This window comes from Micromonospora sp. Mcm103, assembly GCF_024519755.1.
In the GTDB taxonomy this organism is placed as follows: domain Bacteria; phylum Actinomycetota; class Actinomycetes; order Mycobacteriales; family Micromonosporaceae; genus Micromonospora; species Micromonospora aurantiaca.
This window is the reverse complement of record NZ_JALJRJ010000006.1, coordinates 1-20,544: the sequence shown is the minus strand read 5'-3', so window position 1 is coordinate 20,544 and position 20,544 is coordinate 1. Positions and strand designations below refer to the sequence as shown.

Genomic DNA, 20,544 nt, shown 5'->3' with positions numbered 1-20,544 from the left:
GACATGGCCGACATCGGACGTGGCTGGCGCCATCTGGCCGATCGGAACCCGGCGGCCGGGTTCGTCGACGCCGGCCTGCGCGGCGCCGCGCAGGTGGTGCTCCAGAACAATCCGCTCAGCGGCCTGCTCATCCTGATCGCGCTGGCCTGGGGCGCGTTCGAGAACGGGACGCCCCGGGTGTTCGGCGGCGGCGTGCTCGGCCTGGTCGTCGGCACCGCGACCGCGCTGGCGCTGCGGGTCGACATGTCCAGCTGGCGCAAGGGCCTGTTCGGCTTCAGTCCGCTGCTGACCGGCCTCGCGGTGCCCACGTTCCTCGACCAGCGTCCGCTGATGTGGCTCTACCTCGTGCTCGGCGCGATCGGCACGGTGGTGGTCACGCTCGCCCTCGACGCCGTCTTCAAACGCTGGAACCTGACCGCCTACACGTTCCCGTTCGTGCTCACGACCTGGTTCCTGCTGATGGCGGCGTACCAGTTCGACAGGTTCACGGTGCTCACCAAGCTGACCCCGAAGTTCCCCGGTGAGGGATCGCTGACCGGCGGCACGTTCGACTGGGGCCTCATCCCGGTCTTCTTCAAGGGCGTGTCCCAGGTCTACCTGATCGAGAGCTGGGTCACCGGCCTGCTCATCCTCGTCGCCCTGCTGATCAACTCCCGCTGGTCGGCGCTGTTCGCGGTGATCGGCGCCGTCGGCGCGACACTGCTGGCGCTCTGGTTCGGCGCCGATGGCGCGTCCCTGGACAAGGGCCTGTTCGCCTTCAACGCGGTGCTGACCGCGATCGTGGTGGGCTCGGTCGCGCACCGCCCCGGCGCGCTGGTCACCGTCTACACGCTGTTCGGCATCGCGCTGACGCTGTTCGTGCAGATGGCGCTGACCACCATGCTCACCCCGCTCGGCATCCCGGTGCTGACCGGGCCGTTCAACATCGCCACCTGGCTGTTGCTGCTGCCGGACCGGCACTTCGCGCCGGTGCCCAACCACGAACGGGTCAGGGACAGCGTCCTGCACACCGTCCGCGACTCCGTCCACCTGCGAGAGAAGGAGGGAAACCGTGTCCGCTCCGAACGCGGGTGACACCGCCTGGGTGCTCGTCTGCGCCGGCCTGGTCCTGTTCATGACGCCGGGGCTCGCCGCGTTCTACGGCGGCATGGTCCGCACCCGCAACGTGCTGGCGATGCTGCAACAGAACATGATCGCGCTGGGCGTGGTCAGCCTGACCTGGGTGCTCGTCGGCTACACCATCGCCTTCGGCGACGACGCGGGCAGCGGGCTGTTCGGCAACCTGGAACTGTTCGGGCTCACCGACCTGAAGGTGCCGCCCGCACCCAACCTGCACGTCGTCGACGGCCGGATCACCATCCCGACGCTGGCGTTCGTCCTGTTCCAGATGATGTTCGCGGTGATCACACCGGCGCTCGTCACCGGCGCCACCGCCGGTCGGCTGCGCTTCGGCGGCTGGGTGCTGTTCCTCGCGGTCTGGTCGATAGTCGTGTACGCGCCGATCGCCCACTGGCTCTGGCACCCCGGCGGATGGCTCGCCAAGTTCGGCACCCAGGACTGGGCCGGTGGGCTCGTCGTGCACGCCAGCGCGGGCGCCGCCGTCCTCGCCGTGCTGCTCGTCGTCGGCCGGCGCCGGGACTGGCCGCACACCGCCGCACCACCGAACTCGATCCCGCTGACCATCGTCGGCGCCGGCATCCTCTGGTTCGGCTGGTTCGGCTTCAACGGCGGCGACGGACTCCAGGCCAACGGCCTCGCCGCGCAGGCCGTCCTCAACACGCACCTCGCCGCCGCCGCGGCGATGCTCGTCTGGCTGGCGCTGGAACGCGTCACGGACGGACACAGCACCGTCGTGGGCGCGGTCTCCGGCGCGGTCGCGGGCCTCGCCACTGTCACCCCGACCGCCGGGTACGTCAACGCGGCCTCGGCCGTGGCGATCGGCGCGCTGGCCGGCCTGGTCTGCCACTTCGCGCTGAAACTGAAGTACCTGCTGCGCCTCGACGACGCGCTCGACGTGCTCGCCGTGCACTTCGTCGGCGGCATGCTCGGCACGCTCCTGCTCGGCCTGTTCGGCAACCGCGGGGTCAACCCGCTCGGCGCCGACGGGCTGTTCCTCGGCGGCGGAGGCGGCCTGCTGTGGCGCCAGCTCGTCGGCGTGGTGAGCGTCGTCGCGTTCTCCTTCGTTCTCACCTGGCTGATCGCCGCCGGGGTGCAGGCACTCATCGGCCTGCGTGTGCCGCTCGCCGACCAGGAACGCCTGGACCAGGCGCAACAGGGCACCGACGCGTACCACCTGGGCGGGGTCACCAGCCTGACCGCGCCCGGCGCGCCCCGGCACCGTACCGCGGCGGTGCCGGCCGGCGAACCAGCAGTGCCGCCCGGCCAGCGGGTACGGCTGGTCACCGCGCTGCTGGAACCGGACCCGGCGGCGAACAGCGCCGACCTGCGCGACGCGCTGCTGCGCGCGGGCGCGATCTCGGTCATCGTCAGCGACGCCGCCGTGGCGACGACGACGCCACAGGCCAGCCTGCTGCCGCGTGGTTACTGGCAGGACCAGCCGTTATCGGCCCGGCTGCGCGTCACGGTGCTGGTGGGTGCGGACGGGGTGGGGGCGGTGCTGGACGAGCTGGACCGGATGGGGGCCCGGCGGAGCGACACGTTCGTGCAGGAGGCGGAACGCGTCCAGTCCTGATAGGTGGTCGACCACTGCCTGATTGGGTCTTACGTCTCACTCCTTCGGTCAAGTTGCGCGTGTAGACCGCTGGGGATCCTGCCACTGTGGACTGTGAGTGATTAAATCAAGCTGCGACGGCAGGCACCGAGGACGTTAGGGGTGTCTCCGATGCCTAATCGATTCAATCGAGGAATGTCAGGAGTCTGCAACGACCGTTTTCGCATGCTGCGGCTTGGAAGTCGGATGGCGCGTCGAGTCCCAACGGGCCGGCCGTCCACTTGTAAGATACGCACAGGTCGATCTTGCGCCTGCCCCCACAATGGGAAGAGGGCGGCCTGATCTGGCTTCTCTGGCTTACATGATCCGTGCCTTTACAGTGGCGGGTGTCGACGAAGCCCCTCTGTGGTGAGCGGCAGGCCGGTCGGAGCTCTTCAGTCTGCCGTCAGCCTCTTCAGGTGAATCATCTCCAGTGGAGTAGGGTCGATAGGCGCGTGATCCACAGATTCTACGAATTTAGAGGTTGCAATGCCGCCAATGAGGCGAAGGCGAAACCCGGCCTCGTCGAATCAATCGCATTCATCCGATCGTCAGATTGCTAAGCTCGCACTGATTGGTACGGTAGCGGCAGCTGCGATTACTGCTGTATCTGCCGTCGTTGCGTCTATCGTCCCTCATCTACTGGCGGCCAACCAACCGCAGGCTCCATCATCCGGGATTTCGGCGTCCGGTGCACCGACTGCTACTCCTGACGTTTCGCCGCCGCTAACCGTTGCCGTTCAACAGTCTGACGAGTATTGCCGGGAGGGATGGGTTCTGCCCAATGCTCCTCGTCCAATTCCTCAGTCCAATGACGGATGGATCGACTGGCCCGCCTGGGCGCGGCAGCAGGGGGCAGTGCGTGTCAACAGGCACGAAGTGCTGCTTACTATTCAAGGAGTCTCGGACGCCAGGGTTGTCATCGATCGCATCCGAGTAGTCGTGGTGGGTCTTCGCAGGGCGCCCCTCATTGGGACGCTTGTGGATATACAGTGCGGCGAGCCATTCGAGTACAGATACCTGGAGGCCAATCTTGACAAGAATCCGCCGTCCGTAACGTCCAAGACAACAGGATCAATCGGTGGCGAACGCAATGCTCGGCTGGATCCCGCGAAGTTCCCCTATCAGGTCGCCATTGATGAGGCCGAGAGCTTTGTTGTCTCATCTGTGATTTCCAAGTATGACGTTGACTGGCGAGTCGAGGTGGATTGGTCTTCTCAGGGTCAGTCCGGCACGATTGAGGTCTACGATAACGGGCGGCCTTTCCGCACGACCAGTTCATCTAGCGTGAGTGCCACCTGTACTTGGTGGGATAGCGGCCTCCTTGTCAAGGAGTCGTCCAAAAACTGCCAGACATGAGTAACGTGGTTCGATTGGAAGGCGAACTCGAAGTTCCGAAATATCGGGGAAGTGTGGGGAATTTTCTGAAGTCTTTGAGGTCGGCGCGGACAGCGGTGACTTGGCTGTTATGGCGGCTTTGGTGCCTTCGCCGTCCGTTGGCGACCGAAGGTTCTCTGCGGATGGAGCCAGAGGAGGTCACTACGAGATCCGCGACCGGTGGAGCAGTGGTCTGGTGGAGCGATGGGCGGAGGCTGACTTCCCAAGGGTTGGCGTGGCCAGCCGCCTACCTTCCTTCAGAGTCTCCGAGGGTTCCACCGGCCGGTGGAAAGTTGTGCCACCGGTAGTGGTGGACGGTCGTACGATCACCGATGATCGAACAACTCGTTGACTGTCTTCGTGTCGATGAGTTGGCCGGCACCGACAAAACGCTGCGCCACCAGGATGCCCGCCTCGTGTGCGGCCTGACCGCCGTGGCTGGCCGACGCATCGGTGACCACCCATGGCGTCAGATCGCGCTCGAACGCGTCCACCGCTGACTTCAGGACACAGCTCTCGGTGGCCACCCCGCAGAACACCAGATCGGTCCAGCCCTCCCGAGCAGTCAGGTTCGCGCCCTGGTTCGTGAAGTACGAGTAGATGGGCTTTTCGAGAACGGCTCGCGCGCGAGCAGCGTGTCGGCGCAGTTCAGGGACGATCTCTGTCTCCGGCACATGCTGCATCTTCGACCAGTGGATCAGCCTTTCGAACGGGCTGTTCGGATAGTTGTAGTAGCGCGTAAAGACGATCGGTCTGCCCGTGGCCTCCCACCGTTCGACCAGCTCCACGACCTTCGGGATGACATGTCGGCTCCGGTCGTTGATGAAGCCGTTCTGCATGTCGATGACGATCAGGGCCGCCCGCTTGCCGCTCATGCCCCGACTCTGCCAGCCGTCGTCTCTGCTTCGCGAAGCGCCGCCTGGGCCTGCGTCAGGCGCTCGGGTAGGCCGCTGGTCGTCACGGCTGCCTGACGCATCATGCAGTGCTGCGCGGTCTCCTGCACTCGTGCGGTGGTGAGTCGCGAGTGGGCAGCTCTCAGGAACCGCCAGCCGAACCCGTGAGGCACCACCGGGTCTCGCCCGTTCTCCACCACTCGCTGGACCTGCCGGCAGTAGGCCCAGAGCATCTGCACGTCGATCTCAAGCGAGACCAGTTCGTCGGCGGTAAGGGCTCGCTCCGGTGAGATTGCGTGGTAGGCGAGTCCGGACCAGGTCGCGAAGCCGACGGATACTCCGACGATTCCGAACGGCACAGCCGTGGGCTCGTCGAATCCCTTGGTCAACAACGTCCGCTCGACGTGCTCGGGCACAGGTTGTGGTCGGGGTGCCGCATGACGGTTCACCAGCACTGACGGGAAACTCAACAAGCGGACGGCGTTGTTCAGTTCCTCGGGGCGGCACCCCATTTCCTGGGGAAGGTACATCGACATCACGTACTCCGCGACCACTTCTCGTCGGTCAAACTGATCCGACAGCAGCCGTTCGAGCTGCCGGGTCGCCCACGGTAGGTCGTCCTCGTAGCTGGCGTACCGCCAGGCGGCGAGTTCCGCCAGCCTTCTGAAGATGAGTTCCTGCTGAAGGTGCAGCACCACCACGCCGCAGGCGAAGACGTGCGCTGTGCACTGCCCGTCTGGATGCGGCACATCGGTCGTCGATACGTGCAGCCACTCGTGCGGGCGGGGCTTCACCCGCGGCAAAGTCGCCAATTCCCGTACCGCAGCCGCCCCGACGTGGGCCGGGATGAACTTGTGGGAGTGGATGCGGTATCCGGAAGTCACCGAAGCAGCAGGGACGGGAGGCTCGTTGCCCGTCGCTTGGCAGAACCTGGCGACCGCCTCATCGCTGGCTCTGACCAGAGCGGTGTCGAGAGCGGCCTGCATCTCCGGTCGAGGTTGCACCGCATCCCGGCCGGCCTCCCACTTCGACACGGTGCGCTCGCTGACGCCGAGGTGTTCGGCGAAGTCGCGGATGCTCATTCGCAGCGCGTGCCGCAGCATCCGGGTTTCCCGCCCGGTCCACTTCTGCACGGTCGTCATCGGCTCGCCTCCGAGTGCGTCGAGACCGGCCGCCAGCAGCTTAGCGGCTCGACTTCAGAGCTGGTACAGCGCAAGTGCAGAGCGTAGTCGTACCCCGTGAGCCGCAAGCTGGCGAGGGTGGACGCATGGCCCGGGGCGGGTGCTGGGCTCCGGTGGGGCGTCACCCGAGCGCGCCCGCCGCCCCCGCCCGCCCCGGTGCCGCTCCGACTCTCGACGGAAGGGCTTCTCATGGCGGCGGTGCTGGACGACTTCCCGGTGTTCACCCCGGTCAGCGACGAGGACGTGGCGCTGGCCGTACGCGCGGTGGCGGTGCATGTGCCGGAGCGGTGGCCGGCGGGTCCACTGTGCCGCAGTGAGCGGGTGCCGCATCCGTGCCGGCTGGCCCGCTGGGGCCGCGGCACGCTACGGGCGGCCGGGCTCACCGAGGAGCGCGTGGACGAGCTGGTCGCCGCCGGCGACCCGGGCGCCTGGCCGTGGGCGTGACCGGGCTCGGGGCGTACCCGATGGAGAGCTGGCCCGGCTCGACGGCGGTGCGCGAGGCGGTGGCCCGGTGGCTGCGGCTGGTGGCGGCGGACGCCGAGCTGGCGCCGTACCTCGTCGGGGTTGATCGGGCCCGGCTCGCCGGACACCTGGCGCTTACTCTCACGGTGGCGCTCGGCGGACCGGCGGGCGACATCGCCCGGCCGGCGGCCGGGGCGTGGCGGGGCCTGGGCCTGACCGAGGCGCAGCACCGCCGCGTGGTCGACTACCTGGCCGGGGTGCTCTGGGCGCTCGACGTGCCGGCAAACTCGGTGAAAGCGGCCCGGCGGGCCTTCTCGGACGAGGCCGGCTCGTGACCGCCGCCCTGGCCGCGTCGTGGTCCGTCACCATGCGGTACGCCCGCGAGGCAGCCGACCACTTCTGGTGTGCGGTCGAGGACCGCTGCCCCGCGACGCTGCCGGAGCGGGAGGCGGCGGTGTTCCTCGCCGCATTCGGACGGCTGGTCAGCGGTGGCGACGACCCGGCCGGGCGGGCGGCGCTGTTGGCAGTGCTCGGCCGCGCCTGTCGCCGCTACCGGCTGCTGCCGCACCTACTCACCGTCGAGGCCGCGCTCGTCGCGACAGTGTCCCGGCAGGTGAGGTGGACACCGGAGCTGGCAGCGGCCTGGGCAGGGGCCGCCCGGCGGGCCACGGCGGCGGTGCGCCGTGCGGTCGAGCAGGCCGGCGACGGCCCGCCCTGGTGGCCGGCACAGGTCGTCGACCACGACCGGGCGGCCGACGGCATCGCCGTGGTGACCGTGCGCCCCTGGCGCCGCCTGACCTTCCGGCCCGGTCAGGCGCTGCCCGTCTGCACCGAGCGCCGGCCCGGCCGGTGGCGTTGGTACTCGCCGGCCAATGCTCCGCGCGCCGACGGCACCGTCGAATTCCACATCCGTGCCGTCGCCGCCGTCTCCCGCACGCTCGTGCACCGGGTACGCCCCGATGATCGGATCTGGCTCGGCCCGCCCCGGTCGACCGGCCTGACCCTCGATCCGGCGTCGAATGCGGACCTGTTGCTCGTCGCCGGGGGCACCGGGCTGGCGCCGCTGCGCGCCCTGGTCGAGCAGGTCGCCGCCGCGCCGGCCGGTCGCCGGGTCACAGTGGTCGTCGGCGCCCGCACCCTCGCCGACCTCTACGACCCGATCAGCCTGGACAAGCTCCAGAGGAGCAACGACTGGCTGACCGTCGTACCCGCGTTCTCGCACGATCCCGTGGCGGAGGCGGGAGAGCAGGGCGACGCGCTCACCGTCGCGCTGGACCACTGGCGGCCCGGTCAGGAGGTCTACCTGTGCGGACCGCCGTTGATGGTGGCCGGGTCGCGGCTGCGGTTGCTCGCCGGCGGGGTGCCGGCCGAGCGGATCCACCTGCCGGACGGGTTCGGCGGCTGATGGGCGTCTACCGCAGCCGCAACGCGCTGGCCGGCCCGCTCACCGCGGACCGGCTCAGCGCCGTCGAGCTGCCCCGCACGCCACTGGGCCGGCGCGGTTACCGGACCGACGACGTCGACGCGCTGCTGCATCGGCTCGTCTACGAGCTGGGGGAGCGGACCCGGCTGCTCGACGACGCGCTGGGTGAGAACGACCGCATCAAGCGGGCGCTGCGCGCCTGGCAGGCCGAGGTGCGGGAGGCTGCCGGCGTCGTCTGGTCTCCCGCGGCCATTCCAGACCCACCGTCTGGTCCCGGCCCCGACGGTCGACGTGCGGGTGAGCGGTGACCCGGACGACACCGGTCGTGCCGCATACTGGCCCGGTGTTCACTCTCGCCCAGGCGCGACACCTGGTGGCCACGCTGCGGCCGCGCGTCGACGAGCTGATCCGGCTGCGGGCCGACCTGGCCGAGCTGCGGGTCGACCTGGCTGATCACGGCGTCAGCGCGCTCGGCGGGTTGGCCGAGGTGAAGGCGCTGGAGGCGCGGTTGCATCTCGTGGTGGACGAGTTCCACCAGCACGAGATCGCGGTCAAGGGCATCGCCCCGGTGCTGCTCGACTTCCCCGGTGAGCGCGACGGCCGGGCGGTGCTGTGGTGCTGGCTGGAGGGGGACACCGACATCCGGTGGTATCACCGGGTCGAGTGCGGGTTCGCTGGCCGCCGCCCCGTCTGAGCGGGCTGTGGTCCGGCCCGAGCCGCCCTGTCCGCGTCTGATCTGCATCGATTCGTCCTCGCTGGCGGAAACCTTCGGTGCGGTGCGCGGAACCGGCAACGATTTGTAGGCGTAAGTCGCTATGCGCGCTGGGACGCAAATCGGTGATCTTCCATGCCCTGTGATCTTATTGATATCTATCTCTCACCACCACTTCACGCCCCCAGGAGTGCGACGTGCGGAGATCCCGTCTTGCCACCCTCGCCCTGACCCTGGCCGCCTCGGTCGGGGTCACTCTGTCTCTGGCCGCCCCCGCCCAGGCGGCCCCGTCCGACCGCTACGTCGCGCTCGGCGACTCGTACGCCTCCGGCGTCGGCGCCGACAGCTACACGTCCGAGAGCGGCAACTGTCTACGCAGTACGAACGCCTACCCGGCGCTCTACAACACCAACATCAAGCCGGCGTCGTACCGTTCGGTCGCCTGCTCCGGCGCCACCACGGCGGACGTCATCAACAGCCAGCTCTCCGCGCTCTCCTCCACCACGACGCTGGTCAGCGTCACGGTGGGCGGCAACGACGTCGGCTTCGCCAACATCATGAGCACCTGCGTGCTCCAGGGGGAGACCCAGTGTGTGGCGGCCGTGCAGTCCGCCATGAACGTGGCCCGCACCTCGATGCCGGGCCGCCTCGCCAACGTCTACAACGGCATCAAGAGCCGCTCGCCCTCGGCCCGCGTCGTGGTGGTCGGCTACCCGGTCTTCTACCAGCTCGGCACCACCTGCGTCGGGCTCAGCGCGACGTCCCGGGCGAAGATCAACGAAGGCATCAACCTGCTCGACGACATCACCCGTACGGCCGCCGTCTCGGCCGGCTTCAAATTCGCGGACGTCCGCTCCATCTTCGTCGGCCACCAACTGTGCAGCGGCGGGACCAAGTGGCTGCACGCCCTGAACGTGCTGAGCCTGAGCAAGTCGTACCACCCGACGGCGGCCGGGCAGTCCGGCGGCTACTACCCGGTCTTCCGGTCCGCCGCCGGCTGACCCGGTCCGCGGCAGCGGCACGCCTCCCCGCGGGGGCGTGCCGCTTCGCCGTGCCCGGCGGCGGTGTGCCCGTCAGGCCGGCAGGACCATCTCGATCGCCGCGCGCAGCTCGGGGTCCTCGGGCGTGACCTGCGGGCCGAACCGGGCGGCCACCGTGCCGTCCGGCGCGACGAGGAACTTCTCGAAGTTCCAGCGCACGTCGCCGGTGTGCCCCTCGGCGTCCGGCATGGACACCAACTCCGCGTAGAGCGGGTGCCGGTCCGGCCCGTTGACGTCGACCTTCTCCGTCAGCGGAAACGTCACGCCGTAGTTGACCTGGCAGAACTCCTCGATCTCGGCGGCGCTGCCCGGCTCCTGGCCGGCGAACTGGTTGCACGGCACGCCGAGCACGGTCAGCCCGCGTCCGGCGTACGTGTCGGCGAGTTCCTGAAGGCCCGCGTACTGCGGGGTGAGGCCGCAGCGGGAGGCCACGTTGACCACGAGCAGGGCGCGGCCGCGGTAGCCGCCGAGGTCGGCCGGGCCGCCGGTGAGGGCGTCGATCTGGACGTCGAAAACGGTCATGGAACGAGGCTACGGGCCCTGGCGCCCAGCGTCCCGCGCCACCCGTGAAATCGATGCATCGACATCTTGACTAAGTGGTGACGGCGTGAGTAGCGTCTCAGCAATCAATTTGGAAAGTTTCCTAACTATTGGAGGGACGCCGTATGAAGAGATCGCTCCGCCGGGCCCTGTGGGCCACCGGCGCCGTGGTCGCGCTCGCGGTCGCCGCGGTGCCCATGACCACCGCGTCGGCCGCCGGCAGCGTCACCGCCACGTTCGCCAAGGTGCAGGACTGGGGGGCCGGCCACGAGGGACGGGTGACAGTCACCAACGGCACCAGCTCCACCGTCAACGGCTGGCGCATCGAGTTCACGCTGCCCTCCGGCACCTCGATCAGCAGCTCCTGGGACGCCGACATCACCCGCAGCGGTGACCGCTACGTCGCGGTCAACAAGAGCTGGGCGTCGACGCTCGCCCCCGGCGCCAGCTTCAGCTGGGGCTACAACGGCACCGGCGCGTACAAGGCGCCGGTGAGCTGCACGATCAACGGCGGCTCCTGCACCGGCGGCGGCACGCCGACGACCACCGCGCCCACCACGGCGCCGCCCACCACCGCGCCGCCGACGACCGCGCCGCCGACGACCGCCCCGCCGACCACACAGCCGCCCACCACGCCGCCGCACGGCGGCAAGAAGGTCGTCGGCTACTTCGCCGAGTGGGGCGTCTACGCCCGCAACTACCACGTCAGGAACATCCACACGAGCGGCTCGGCCGCCAAGCTGACCCACATCCTGTACGCCTTCGGCAACACCACCGGCGGCCGCTGCAGCATCGGGGACAGCTACGCCGACTACGAGAAGGCGTACACCGCGGCGGACAGCGTCGACGGCGTCGCCGACACCTGGGACCAGCCGCTGCGCGGCAGCTTCAACCAGCTGCGCAAGCTGAAGAAGATGTACCCGAACCTGAAGGTGCTCTGGTCCTTCGGCGGCTGGACCTGGTCCGGCGGCTTCACCCAGGCCGCGCAGAACCCGGCCGCGTTCGCCGACTCCTGCTACTCGCTGGTCAAGGATCCGCGCTGGGCGGACGTCTTCGACGGCATCGACGTCGACTGGGAGTACCCGAACGCCTGCGGCCTCCAGTGCGACAGCAGCGGCCCGAACGCGTTCAAGAACGTGGTCTCGGCGCTGCGGAGCAAGTTCGGCTCCAGCTTCCTGGTCACCGCGGCGATCACCGCCGACGGCAGCAACGGCGGCAAGATCGACGCCACCGACTACGCCGGCGCCGCGAACAACCTCAACTGGCTGATGCCGATGACGTACGACTACTTCGGCGCCTTCAACGCGCAGGGGCCGACCGCGCCGCACTCGCCGCTCTACTCCTACGCCGGCATCCCGCAGCAGGGCTTCTGGTCGGACGCGGCGATCCAGAAGCTCAAGTCCAAGGGCGTACCGTCCAGCAAGCTGCTGCTCGGCGTCGGGTTCTACGGACGCGGCTGGACCGGTGTGACCCAGGCCGCACCCGGCGGAAGCGCCACCGGCGCGGCGCCGGGCACCTACGAGGCCGGCATCGAGGACTACAAGGTGCTCAAGAACAGCTGCCCGGCCACCGGCACCGTCGGCGGCACGGCGTACGCCAAGTGCGGCAGCAACTGGTGGAGCTACGACACCCCGTCGACCATCGGCGGGAAGATGAGCTACGCCAACAGCCAGGGCCTCGGTGGCGCGTTCTTCTGGGAGCTCTCCGGTGACACCAGCAACGGTGAGCTGATCGGCGCCATCAAGGGCGGTCTCGGCTGAGCCGAGTGCCGACGCACCACCCACCCGGCGGGGAGGGGCCGCACCGGCCCCTCCCCACCCGCGTGCCGTCCTGGCCGAGCGCGCCGATCCGGGTCAGGATGGGGAGTCACCCGGCCACGCGGGCCGGGTGTGGCACACTCGCCGCTCGACGAGTCCACGCGACGGGAGGACAGATGGGTCGCAGCCACCGGGACCGGTTCGCCGGGCTCGCCGTCCTCGCACTCCTGCCCGCGGCGCTGGCCGCCTGCGGCTCGGGCGGCCAGGACGGCGGAGACACCCCGCCCAGCGGGAAGGCGCCGGCCGAGGAGGCGGCGGCCAAGAGCCGCGAACGTGTGCAGGCGTACCTGGACGCGCTCACCGCCCGCGACGCCGCCGCCGGCCGCAGCCAGCTCTGCGCGCCCATGCACGCCGCCTTCGACTCCGCCGCCACCGGCCCGAACGGCGACTTCGCCGACCACTTCACGGTGCCCGAGGCGACGATCACCGAGGTCCGCTCCGGCCCGAACGGCCAGGAGGTCAGCGCCTCGATCACTGTTGCCGCCGGCTCGCGCAAGGCCGCCCGGTCGTTGCTGTTCACCGTCACCCGTAACGGGGCGGACTGGTGCATCTCCGGCGAGGTGCCGGGCGACGCGCCGGTCGACCCGGACGTCAGCCCCTCCGGGCCGCCACCGGGGAAGCCGGCCCCGCCGGTGCCCTCCCAGTGACCGGAACCATCCCCCTCGGCGGCGAGTGATCGCGACGGTCGCCGTACGCTTTCCTTCATGCGCCATGAGTGGCATCAGCTGAGTCACCCCGCCGTGGGCAGCCCTGGTCTGCAGACCAGCCGCCCGACCGCCGACTCCGCCGAGGACGCGGCCCTCGGCCTCGACCGATGGCGGGAGCTGCCGCGCGCGCAGACCCCGCCGTGGGACGACCCGGCCCAGGTCGCCGAGGTCTGCCGGGTGCTGGACACGGTGCCGTCGGTGGTCGCGCCCTACGAGGTCGACCAGTTGCGGCAGCGGCTCGCGCTGGTCTGCGAGGGCAAGGCGTTCCTGCTCCAGGGCGGTGACTGCGCGGAGACCTTCGCCGACAACACCGAGAGCCACCTGCTCGCCAACGCCCGCACGCTGCTCCAGATGGCCATCGTGCTCACGTACGGCGCGTCGCTGCCTGTGGTCAAGGTCGCCCGGGTCGCCGGCCAGTACACCAAGCCCCGGTCCTTGCCGACCGACGCCCGGGGGCTGCCCGCCTACCGCGGCGACATGATCAATTCCCTGGAGGCCACGCCGGAGGCGCGGGTCGCCGACCCGCAGCGCATGATCCGGGCGTACGCGAACTCGGCCGCCGCGATGAACATGCTCCGCGCGTACCTGGCCGGCGGGCTGGCCGACCTGCACGCCGTGCACGACTGGAACAAGGACTTCGTCCGGCGGTCCCCGGCCGGCGAGCGCTACGACGCGATCGCCCGCGAGATCGACCGGGCGCTGGCCTTCATCCGGGCCTGCGGGATGACCGACGACGAGGCGCTGCGCACCGTCACGCTGCACTGCTCGCACGAGGCGCTGGCGCTGGAGTACGACCGGGCGCTGACCCGGATCTCCAACGGCAAGGCGTACGGCCTGTCCGGGCACTTCCTCTGGATCGGTGAGCGGACCCGGCAGATCGACGGCGCGCACATCGACTTCATCTCCCGCATCGCCAACCCGATCGGCGTCAAGCTCGGCCCGACGACCACCCCGGACGAGGCGATCGAGCTCTGCGAGAAGCTCAACCCGGACAACATCCCCGGCCGGCTCACGCTGATCAGCCGGATGGGCAACCACCGGGTACGCGACGCGCTGCCCCCGATCGTCGCCAAGGTCACCGCGGCGGGCGCCAAGGTCGTCTGGCAGTGCGACCCGATGCACGGCAACACGCACGAGTCCTCGAACGGCTACAAGACCCGGCACTTCGACCGGATCGTGGACGAGGTGCTCGGCTACTTCGAGGTGCACCGCGGCCTGGACACCCACCCGGGCGGCCTGCACGTCGAGCTGACCGGCGAGGACGTCACCGAGTGTCTCGGCGGCGCCCAGGGCATCGAGGACCTCGACCTGCCCGACCGGTACGAGACCGCCTGCGACCCCCGGCTCAACACGCAGCAGTCGCTGGAGTTGGCGTTCCTGGTGGCGGAGATGCTCCGTGGCTGACGCGAGGAATCTGATCGATCTGCGGACGGACACCGTGACCCGGCCGACGCCGGGGATGCGGGAGGCGATGGCCGCCGCCGAGGTGGGCGACGACGTCTACGGCGAGGACCCGACGGTCACCGCGCTGGAGACCGAGGTGGCCGCGCTGTTCGGCCACGAGGCGGCACTGTTCGCCCCGAGCGGCTCGATGGCCAACCAGATCGCGCTCCAGCTGCACGTACCGCCCGGCGACGAGCTGCTGTGTGACGCCGACGCGCACGTGGTCACGTACGAGGTGGGCGCCGCCGCCGCGTACGGTGGGATCTCCTCGCGGACCTGGCAGGCGGTGGGCGCGGAGCTGGACCCCGACGTGGTGGCCGGGATGATCCGGCCGGACGGCTACTTCGCGGTGCCCACGCGGGCGATCGCCGTGGAGCAGACCCACAACCGGGGCGGCGGCGGAGTGATCCCGCTGCCGACGCTGCGGCGGATGCGTGAGGTCGCCGACGAGCACGGGGTGGCCCTGCACTGCGACGGCGCGCGGATCTGGCACGCGCATGTGGCCGACGGGGTGCCGCTGGCCGAGTACGGCGTGCTGTTCGACACGCTCTCGGTCTGCCTCTCCAAGGGCCTCGGCGCGCCGGTCGGCTCGCTGATCGTGGGTAGCGCGGAGAAGATCGCCCGGGCGCGGTTCCTGCGCAAGCGGATGGGCGGCGGCATGCGGCAGGTCGGCATCCTGGCCGCCGCCGGCCGGTACGCGCTGGCGCACCACGTCGAGCGGCTCGCCGACGACCACGTGAAGGCGGCCCGGCTGGCCGAGGCGGTCGCCCCGCACGGGGTGCTCGCGGCGGCGGTGCGTACGAACATCGTGCCGCTGGATCTGACCAAGCACCCGCTCGACGCGCACGCGCTGGCGGCGGCCGCGCGGGCGGAAGGGCTGCTGATCTCGGTGCTCGGCCCGCGTACCGCCCGGCTGGTCACCCACCTGGACGTCACCGACGCGCAGATCGACCGCGCCGCCACCATCCTGAACACCGCCCTGCGCGCCTGACCCGCCCCGCCCCGCCGACAGAGGCGGGGGAGGGGCCGAGGGACAGTCAGGGGTGGAGGCGCTTCAGGGTGGCTATGTCGGCGGCGTGGCCGACGTGCTTCTCCGTGGGGGTCTCCACCAGCACGGGCACCCCGGCGGTCGCCGGATGCCGCATCAGCTCGGCGAACGCCGGCTCCCCGATGGTGCCCTTGCCGATGTTCTCGTGCCGGTCCCGGGTGGAACCGCACAGGTCCTTCGAGTCGTTCGCGTGCACCAGCCGCAGCCGGTCCGCGCCCACTGTCGCGACCAGCGTGTCGAGCGTGGCGGTCATGCCGCCCTCGGCGGCCAGGTCGTGACCGGCGGCCCAGGCGTGACAGGTGTCGAAGCAGACCCCGAGCATCGGGTGCCTGTCGACCGCGTCCAGGTAGGGGCCGAGGTGCTCGACCCGGGACGCCAGTGACCGGCCGCCCCCGGCGCTCGGCTCGACCAGCAGCATCGGCCCGCCGGTGGCCGCGACCTCGTCGAGCAGCGGGAGCAGCGCCTCCCGGACCTGCCGCAGGGCCGCCTCGGCGTGACCGGCGTCGACGGCGCTGCCGGCGTGGAACACCACGCCCTCGGCACCGATCGCCCGGCCCCGCCGCAGCGCGTGCGCCAGCGTCTCGGCCGACCGGGTCACAGTCGCCGGGGTGGGGGAGCCGAGGTTCACCAGCAGCGACGCGTGGATGAACACAGGCAGGCCGCGCTCGCCGCACCCGTCGCGGAACGACGCGTCCTGCGCCGGGTCACCGGCCGGCAGCGCCCAGCCCCGCGAGTTCGAGACGTAGACCTGCACCACCTCGGACCCGGCCGCGTCCGCGTACGGCAGAGCCGCCCGGGCCAGGCCGCCGGAGGTGGGGGTGTGCGATCCCACCCGGCGGCGGCCGTCACATCCGCTCACAGGCACGTCACCGTGATCGTCGTACCCGGCGGCACCGGCGTGTTCTCCGCCGGGTTCTGGATCCGGACGATGCCGTTCGGGTTGAGCTGGACGTTGACCGGGAAGCCCTGGCTCTCCAGCGTCTGCTTGGCCTGCTGGCACGGCATGTCGATCACCCGGGGCACGGCCACCTGCGGCGGGCCCTTGCTGATCTCCAGCTTGACCTGGGCGCCCTTCTCCACGCCGGTGCCGTCGGCCGGGCTCTGGCCGAGGATCTCGTCCTTCGGCTTGTCGGAGTCCTTGACGTTCTCCACCGGCTTCAGCCCGAGCTGCGCGAGGATGGTGCGCGCCTCGGTGAGGCTCTTGCCGACCAGGTTGGGCACCGTCACCGGCGCGCGACCCTTGCTGAGGATCACCGTCACCTTCGCCCCGGGCTTGACCTCTGTGCCCACCTTCGGGTCGGTGGCCAGCACCACACCCGCCGGCAGGGCGTCGTCGTACCGGGAGGAGCCCTTGGCCACGACCAGGTTGACGCCCTCCAGTTCGGCCTGGGCCAGCGCGTAGTCCTTGCCGACCACGTCCGGCACCGGCAGCCGCTCCGGACCGAGCGACAGGGTCAGCGTGATCGTGCCGCCCTTGACGATCCGCGCGGCCGAGCCGGGATCCTGCCCGAGCACCGTGTCCTTGGGGACGTTCTCGTCGTAGCGCGGTGCGGCGTACCGCAGCGTGAAGCCGCCGCGCTCGGCCCGCGCCTCCGCGTCGGCCTTGGTCAGGCTCACCAGCTGCGGCGCGACCGTGTAGCGGCCCACGCCGAACCACCAGCCACCCCCGGCGGCGACCAGGCCGAGCACCACGACCACCGCGGCGACGGCCAGCCGCCCGTGCGGCGAGCCCATGATCCGGGTACGCAGGGCGGCGAACCCGGTCCCCGGAACGTCCTCCTCGACGGCGCGGCGCCGGTGCGGGCGCTGCGCGGCGCCGCTCTCGGGCAGCCGGGCCCACGCCGGGCGCTCGACCGGCTGGAGCGCGGCCACCATCTGGGTCGGCTGGCTCAGCACCGCCGTGTCGTCGCTGAGCTGCGGCAGCACGGTGGTGTGCGCGTGCGGGTCGCCCAGCTGGTCGCGGACCGCCTGCACCTCGCTCAGCAGCGCCGCGGCGTCGGCCGGCCGGCCGGCCGGATCCCGCCGGGTGGCCCGGGCGACGAGCGCGTCGAGGGCCGGCGGCAGCGTCGGCACCAGCGTCGACGGCGCCGGTACGTCCCGGTCGACGTGCTGCCAGGCGACCTCCACCGGACGGTCGCCGTCGTAGGGCACCCGGCCGGTGAGCATCTCGAACAGCACGATGCCGGCCGAGTAGACGTCGGTGCGCGGGTCCGCGTGGCCCTGGGTGACCAGCTCCGGCGCCACGTACGCCACGGTCGCCATGAGCTGGTTGCCGTTCTCGTCCTCGGCGCTGGCCTCGACGGCCCGGGCCAGCCCGAAGTCGGCCACCTTGACCACGCTGTCGACCAGGTTGCGGCTGCCGCCGGTGGGCACCTCGGCGACCAGCACGTTCTCCGGCTTGACGTCGCGGTGCACCAGGCCGGCCCGGTGCGCGGCGGCGAGCGCGGCGAGCATCTGCTCGGTGATCGCCAGTGCCTCGTCCGGGTTCAGCCGGCGGCGCTCGGCGAGCACGTCGCGCAGCGTGCGGCCGCGGACGTACTCCATCACCAGGTAGGGCAGGCCCGCGTGGATGCCCTGGTCGTAGACCGCCACCACGTTCGGGTGGGTGAGCCGGGCGATCGTCTTCGCCTCGTCGGTGAAGCGTTCGACGAAGCCGGCCATCCGGGCCCGGGCCTGCGGCGCCTGGGTCGGGTGAATGATCTTGACCGCCACGGTGCGCTCCAGGCGCTCGTCGGTGGCGGTGTACACGGTCGCCATGCCGCCTCGGGCGACGCGCCCGCGAATGCGGTAGCGCCCCTCGATCAGCGAGCCCAGCAACGTGTCGGCGACCTGTGTGTCCATCGGCAGGCAGTCTATGTGTCGGAAGGGTGAAGGTAGAACAGGATGCTACCGCCGGGTTGCGACACGGGGGGACCGCCACGGTGCGGGGTGCCGCGCGCCGCGCCCGGCGGGCACGTGGCAGGGTGGTCGGGTGACCGATTCCGTACCCGCCGAGACCGGCCCCGACCTGGCCGGACCGGCCGACCCGGCCGGCTGGCTGACGCTGCCCGACGTGGCCGAGCGCCTGGACCTGTCGATCAGCAAGGTGCACCAGATGATCCGCGACCGCGAACTGATCGCGGTACGCCGCGACGGCGTGCGCCGGATCCCGGCCGACCTGGTGGCCAACCGCACCGTGCTCAAGCATCTGCCCGGCGTGCTCAACCTGCTCGCCGACGCCGGGTACGACGACGAGGAGGCGCTGCGCTGGCTCTACCGGGAGGACCCCAGTCTTCCCGGCACCCCGGCCGTAGCCCTCGGCGGCGACCTGGCCCGCGAGGTCAAACGCCGAGCCCAGGCCGTCGCCTTCTAACCCTCCCACCCACCCGCCCGTCCTCGTCGATCATGAAGTTGGCGGCACAATCGGAGATCGACTTCGCCGCCAACTTCATGATCGACGCCACCTGACAAGGGTCAGGCGGGGCGGCGGGTGGCGGCGATGGCCAGGTCGACCAGGGCCTGGCGGGCCTCGGTGTCCAGGTCGACAGCGGTCAGCGCGGCCAGGGCGCTCTCGGTCAGCGCGGTGATGTGCCGTTCGGCCCGATCCAGCGCGCCGCTCGTCGTGATCAGCTCGCGCAGCCGGTCCACCCCGGCCGCGTCCAGGTCCGGTACGCCGAGCCCGGCCAGCAGCGCCTCCCGGCCGGCCTGGTCGAGCGTCTCCAGAGCCGCCGCCACCAGGTACGTCCGCTTGCCCTCGCGCAGGTCGTCGCCGGCCGGCTTGCCGGTGCGCTCCGGGTCGCCGAACACACCGAGCACGTCGTCGCGGAGCTGGAACGCCTCACCCAGCGGCAGGCCGTACGCCGAGTAGGCGGCGTGCACCTCGGGCGGCGCGCCGGCCAGCGCGGCGCCCAGCAGCAGCGGACGCTCGACCGTGTACTTCGCCGACTTGTACCGGGCCACCTTCGCGGCCCGGTCCAGCGAGGTGTCCCCGGTGGCCTGGGTCAGCACGTCCAGGTACTGCCCGACGGTCACCTCGGTGCGCATCTCGTCGAAGACCGGCCGGGCCCGGGCCACGGTGGCCGGCGGCAGGCCGGAGGAGTGCAGCAGCTCGTCGGACCAGACCAGGCACAGGTCGCCCAGCAGGATCGCCGCGGCGTCGCCGAAGGAGTCCGCGTCGCCGCCCCAGCCGGCCGTACGGTGCCGGGTGGCGAACCGCCTGTGCATCGCCGGCTCGCCCCGCCGGGTGTCCGACCGGTCCATCAAGTCGTCGTGGATCAGCGCGCTGGCCTGCACGAACTCCAGCGCCGCCAGGGTGGCGACGACCTGGTCGGAGTCGACCCCGCCGGCGCCCCGGTAACCCCAGTAGCCGAACGCCGGGCGCAGCCGCTTGCCGCCGCCCAGCACGAACGCCTCGATCGCCTCGGCGACGGGCAGCAGGCCGTCGTCGACGGCGGTCAGCCAGCCACGCTGGCCGGCGAGGAACTCGGTGAGCGCCTTGTCGATCCGCTGGCGCAGGCCGGCACGGTCGACGGGGGATACGGGAGCAGCGTGGGTCACGCCACGACGCTAGCGGTTCACACCCGTTCCCGCCGCGCCCGGCGTCCCGGCGTGCCTCGTGGCTCACCTGCCCGGACGGTCGCGCAGGTGGCGCGGCACGCCGGACGGCAGGTACGGGCGGGCCGCGGTGACCAGTCGCGCGTACCCCCGGCTGGCCGGCGCGGGCGGCGCGTCTGCCAGGCCGCGACGGAACGCGGTGAGCTGGCCGACGGCCCGGGCGGACCCGGACCGGACCGCGTCGAGCAGCGCCTCGCCGGCCACCGCGCACGCCTCGGGCACGGCGCCCAGGCCCAGGTGGCCGCGGGCCAGCCAGCCGCCGTAGACGGCCGACCGGCGCGGGCGGCACGGCGCGCCCACCACCGGCGTCAGCAGCGGCACGGCGGCGGCCGGACGGCCCAGCGCGACGAGCGTGCGCCCGGTCATCGCCGCCAGTTCGGCCGCGTCGAGCCAGTAGAGCCAGGGCGGCTCCCGGCCGGGCTCCGGCGTGCCCGCCCGGTCCGCCCCGGCCAGCGCCTGCCCGGCGGCGCGGGCACGCCCGGCGAGCGCGGCGGCGAGCGCCACCCGGTGCAGCAGCAGCGCCCGCAGACCGGGCGTGGCGGTGGCGCGGGCGGCGGCGTACCCGATCCGGGCCAGGACCAGCGCGCCGGCCAGGTCG

At 71.2% G+C, this 20,544-nt stretch carries 19 protein-coding genes and 1 pseudogene; 13 read left to right on the top strand and 7 right to left on the bottom strand.

From position 1 onward, the window contains the following. Window positions 1-3 precede the first annotated feature (3 nt). Window positions 4-1,074: an urea transporter gene (gene yut, locus OC439_RS10835; RefSeq protein WP_262013286.1), complete on the top strand. Its 1,071-nt coding sequence runs from the start codon at window positions 4-6 to the stop codon at window positions 1,072-1,074. Beyond that, a complete protein-coding gene (locus OC439_RS10830; RefSeq protein WP_262013285.1) occupies window positions 1,052-2,692 on the top strand; it encodes an ammonium transporter in 1,641 nt (546 codons plus the stop codon). Before yut ends, OC439_RS10830 begins: the two co-directional genes overlap by 23 nt. A gap of 1,721 nt (window positions 2,693-4,413) precedes the next feature. On the opposite strand, the gene OC439_RS10825 is transcribed toward OC439_RS10830, so the two are convergent. Both OC439_RS10825 and OC439_RS10820 read right to left on the bottom strand, forming a co-directional pair. After that, the gene (locus OC439_RS10825) at window positions 4,414-4,962 is read right to left on the bottom strand and encodes an isochorismatase family cysteine hydrolase (protein WP_262013284.1); all 549 of its coding nucleotides are present in this window, start codon (window positions 4,960-4,962) and stop codon (window positions 4,414-4,416) included. After that, window positions 4,959-6,122 (bottom strand): helix-turn-helix domain-containing protein, encoded by a 1,164-nt coding sequence (locus tag OC439_RS10820; RefSeq protein ID WP_262013283.1) that lies wholly within the window; start codon window positions 6,120-6,122, stop codon window positions 4,959-4,961. The genes OC439_RS10825 and OC439_RS10820 overlap by 4 nt, the downstream gene beginning before the upstream one ends. Before the next feature lie 228 nt (window positions 6,123-6,350). On the opposite strand from OC439_RS10820, the gene OC439_RS10815 reads away from it, so the two are divergent. From OC439_RS10815 to OC439_RS10790, 6 genes are all read left to right on the top strand, one after another. After that, entirely contained in the window at window positions 6,351-6,605 is a 255-nt protein-coding gene (locus tag OC439_RS10815) for a hypothetical protein (protein ID WP_262013282.1), read from the top strand. Next, entirely contained in the window at window positions 6,602-6,958 is a 357-nt protein-coding gene (locus OC439_RS10810) for a hypothetical protein (protein WP_262013281.1), read from the top strand. Before OC439_RS10815 ends, OC439_RS10810 begins: the two co-directional genes overlap by 4 nt. Then, window positions 6,955-8,028, top strand: coding sequence for an oxidoreductase (locus tag OC439_RS10805; RefSeq protein ID WP_262013280.1), 1,074 nt, complete (start codon window positions 6,955-6,957; stop codon window positions 8,026-8,028). Before OC439_RS10810 ends, OC439_RS10805 begins: the two co-directional genes overlap by 4 nt. Continuing rightward, window positions 8,028-8,354 (top strand): DivIVA domain-containing protein, encoded by a 327-nt coding sequence (locus OC439_RS10800; RefSeq protein WP_262013279.1) that lies wholly within the window; start codon window positions 8,028-8,030, stop codon window positions 8,352-8,354. Before OC439_RS10805 ends, OC439_RS10800 begins: the two co-directional genes overlap by 1 nt. A 35-nt stretch (window positions 8,355-8,389) precedes the next feature. Then, window positions 8,390-8,740 (top strand): DUF2203 domain-containing protein, encoded by a 351-nt coding sequence (locus OC439_RS10795; protein WP_260034125.1) that lies wholly within the window; start codon window positions 8,390-8,392, stop codon window positions 8,738-8,740. Window positions 8,741-8,955: 215 nt separating this feature from the next. Next, window positions 8,956-9,759 (top strand): SGNH/GDSL hydrolase family protein, encoded by an 804-nt coding sequence (locus tag OC439_RS10790; protein ID WP_262013278.1) that lies wholly within the window; start codon window positions 8,956-8,958, stop codon window positions 9,757-9,759. Window positions 9,760-9,831: 72 nt separating this feature from the next. On the opposite strand, the gene OC439_RS10785 is transcribed toward OC439_RS10790, so the two are convergent. Continuing rightward, window positions 9,832-10,320 (bottom strand): glutathione peroxidase, encoded by a 489-nt coding sequence (locus OC439_RS10785; RefSeq protein ID WP_262013277.1) that lies wholly within the window; start codon window positions 10,318-10,320, stop codon window positions 9,832-9,834. 143 nt (window positions 10,321-10,463) lie between these two features. Between OC439_RS10785 and OC439_RS10780 the strand changes: the two genes are divergently transcribed. The 4 genes from OC439_RS10780 to OC439_RS10765 all read left to right on the top strand — a co-directional run bounded on the left by OC439_RS10780 (window position 10,464) and on the right by OC439_RS10765 (window position 15,296). Then, a complete protein-coding gene (locus OC439_RS10780; protein WP_262013276.1) occupies window positions 10,464-12,098 on the top strand; it encodes a glycosyl hydrolase family 18 protein in 1,635 nt (544 codons plus the stop codon). A 173-nt stretch (window positions 12,099-12,271) separates the two neighbouring features. Further along, window positions 12,272-12,802, top strand: a complete 531-nt coding sequence (locus OC439_RS10775; RefSeq protein ID WP_262013275.1) for a hypothetical protein — start codon at window positions 12,272-12,274, stop codon at window positions 12,800-12,802. A 57-nt stretch (window positions 12,803-12,859) separates the two neighbouring features. Continuing rightward, the gene (locus OC439_RS10770) at window positions 12,860-14,266 is read left to right on the top strand and encodes a class II 3-deoxy-7-phosphoheptulonate synthase (protein WP_013475760.1); all 1,407 of its coding nucleotides are present in this window, start codon (window positions 12,860-12,862) and stop codon (window positions 14,264-14,266) included. 10 nt (window positions 14,267-14,276) lie between these two features. Then, window positions 14,277-15,296: a threonine aldolase family protein gene (locus OC439_RS10765; protein WP_262013292.1), complete on the top strand. Its 1,020-nt coding sequence runs from the start codon at window positions 14,277-14,279 to the stop codon at window positions 15,294-15,296. 46 nt (window positions 15,297-15,342) lie between these two features. On the opposite strand, the gene OC439_RS10760 is transcribed toward OC439_RS10765, so the two are convergent. Then, window positions 15,343-16,212, bottom strand: a complete 870-nt coding sequence (locus OC439_RS10760) for a deoxyribonuclease IV (RefSeq protein ID WP_209310332.1) — start codon at window positions 16,210-16,212, stop codon at window positions 15,343-15,345. Further along, the gene (gene pknB, locus OC439_RS10755; RefSeq protein WP_262013274.1) at window positions 16,209-18,194 is read right to left on the bottom strand and encodes a Stk1 family PASTA domain-containing Ser/Thr kinase; all 1,986 of its coding nucleotides are present in this window, start codon (window positions 18,192-18,194) and stop codon (window positions 16,209-16,211) included. Before pknB ends, OC439_RS10760 begins: the two co-directional genes overlap by 4 nt. 130 nt (window positions 18,195-18,324) lie before the next feature. Between pknB and OC439_RS10750 the strand changes: the two genes are divergently transcribed. Beyond that, window positions 18,325-18,705, top strand: a complete 381-nt coding sequence (locus tag OC439_RS10750; protein WP_135241310.1) for an Rv2175c family DNA-binding protein — start codon at window positions 18,325-18,327, stop codon at window positions 18,703-18,705. A gap of 101 nt (window positions 18,706-18,806) precedes the next feature. On the opposite strand, the gene OC439_RS10745 is transcribed toward OC439_RS10750, so the two are convergent. Beyond that, window positions 18,807-19,889 carry a polyprenyl synthetase family protein gene (locus OC439_RS10745; RefSeq protein WP_262013273.1) on the bottom strand — a complete coding sequence of 361 codons (1,083 nt, stop codon included), beginning with the start codon at window positions 19,887-19,889 and terminating at the stop codon, window positions 18,807-18,809. 63 nt (window positions 19,890-19,952) lie between these two features. Beyond that, window positions 19,953-20,544 (bottom strand): annotated as a pseudogene (locus OC439_RS10740) (transcriptional regulator); the annotation flags it as partial.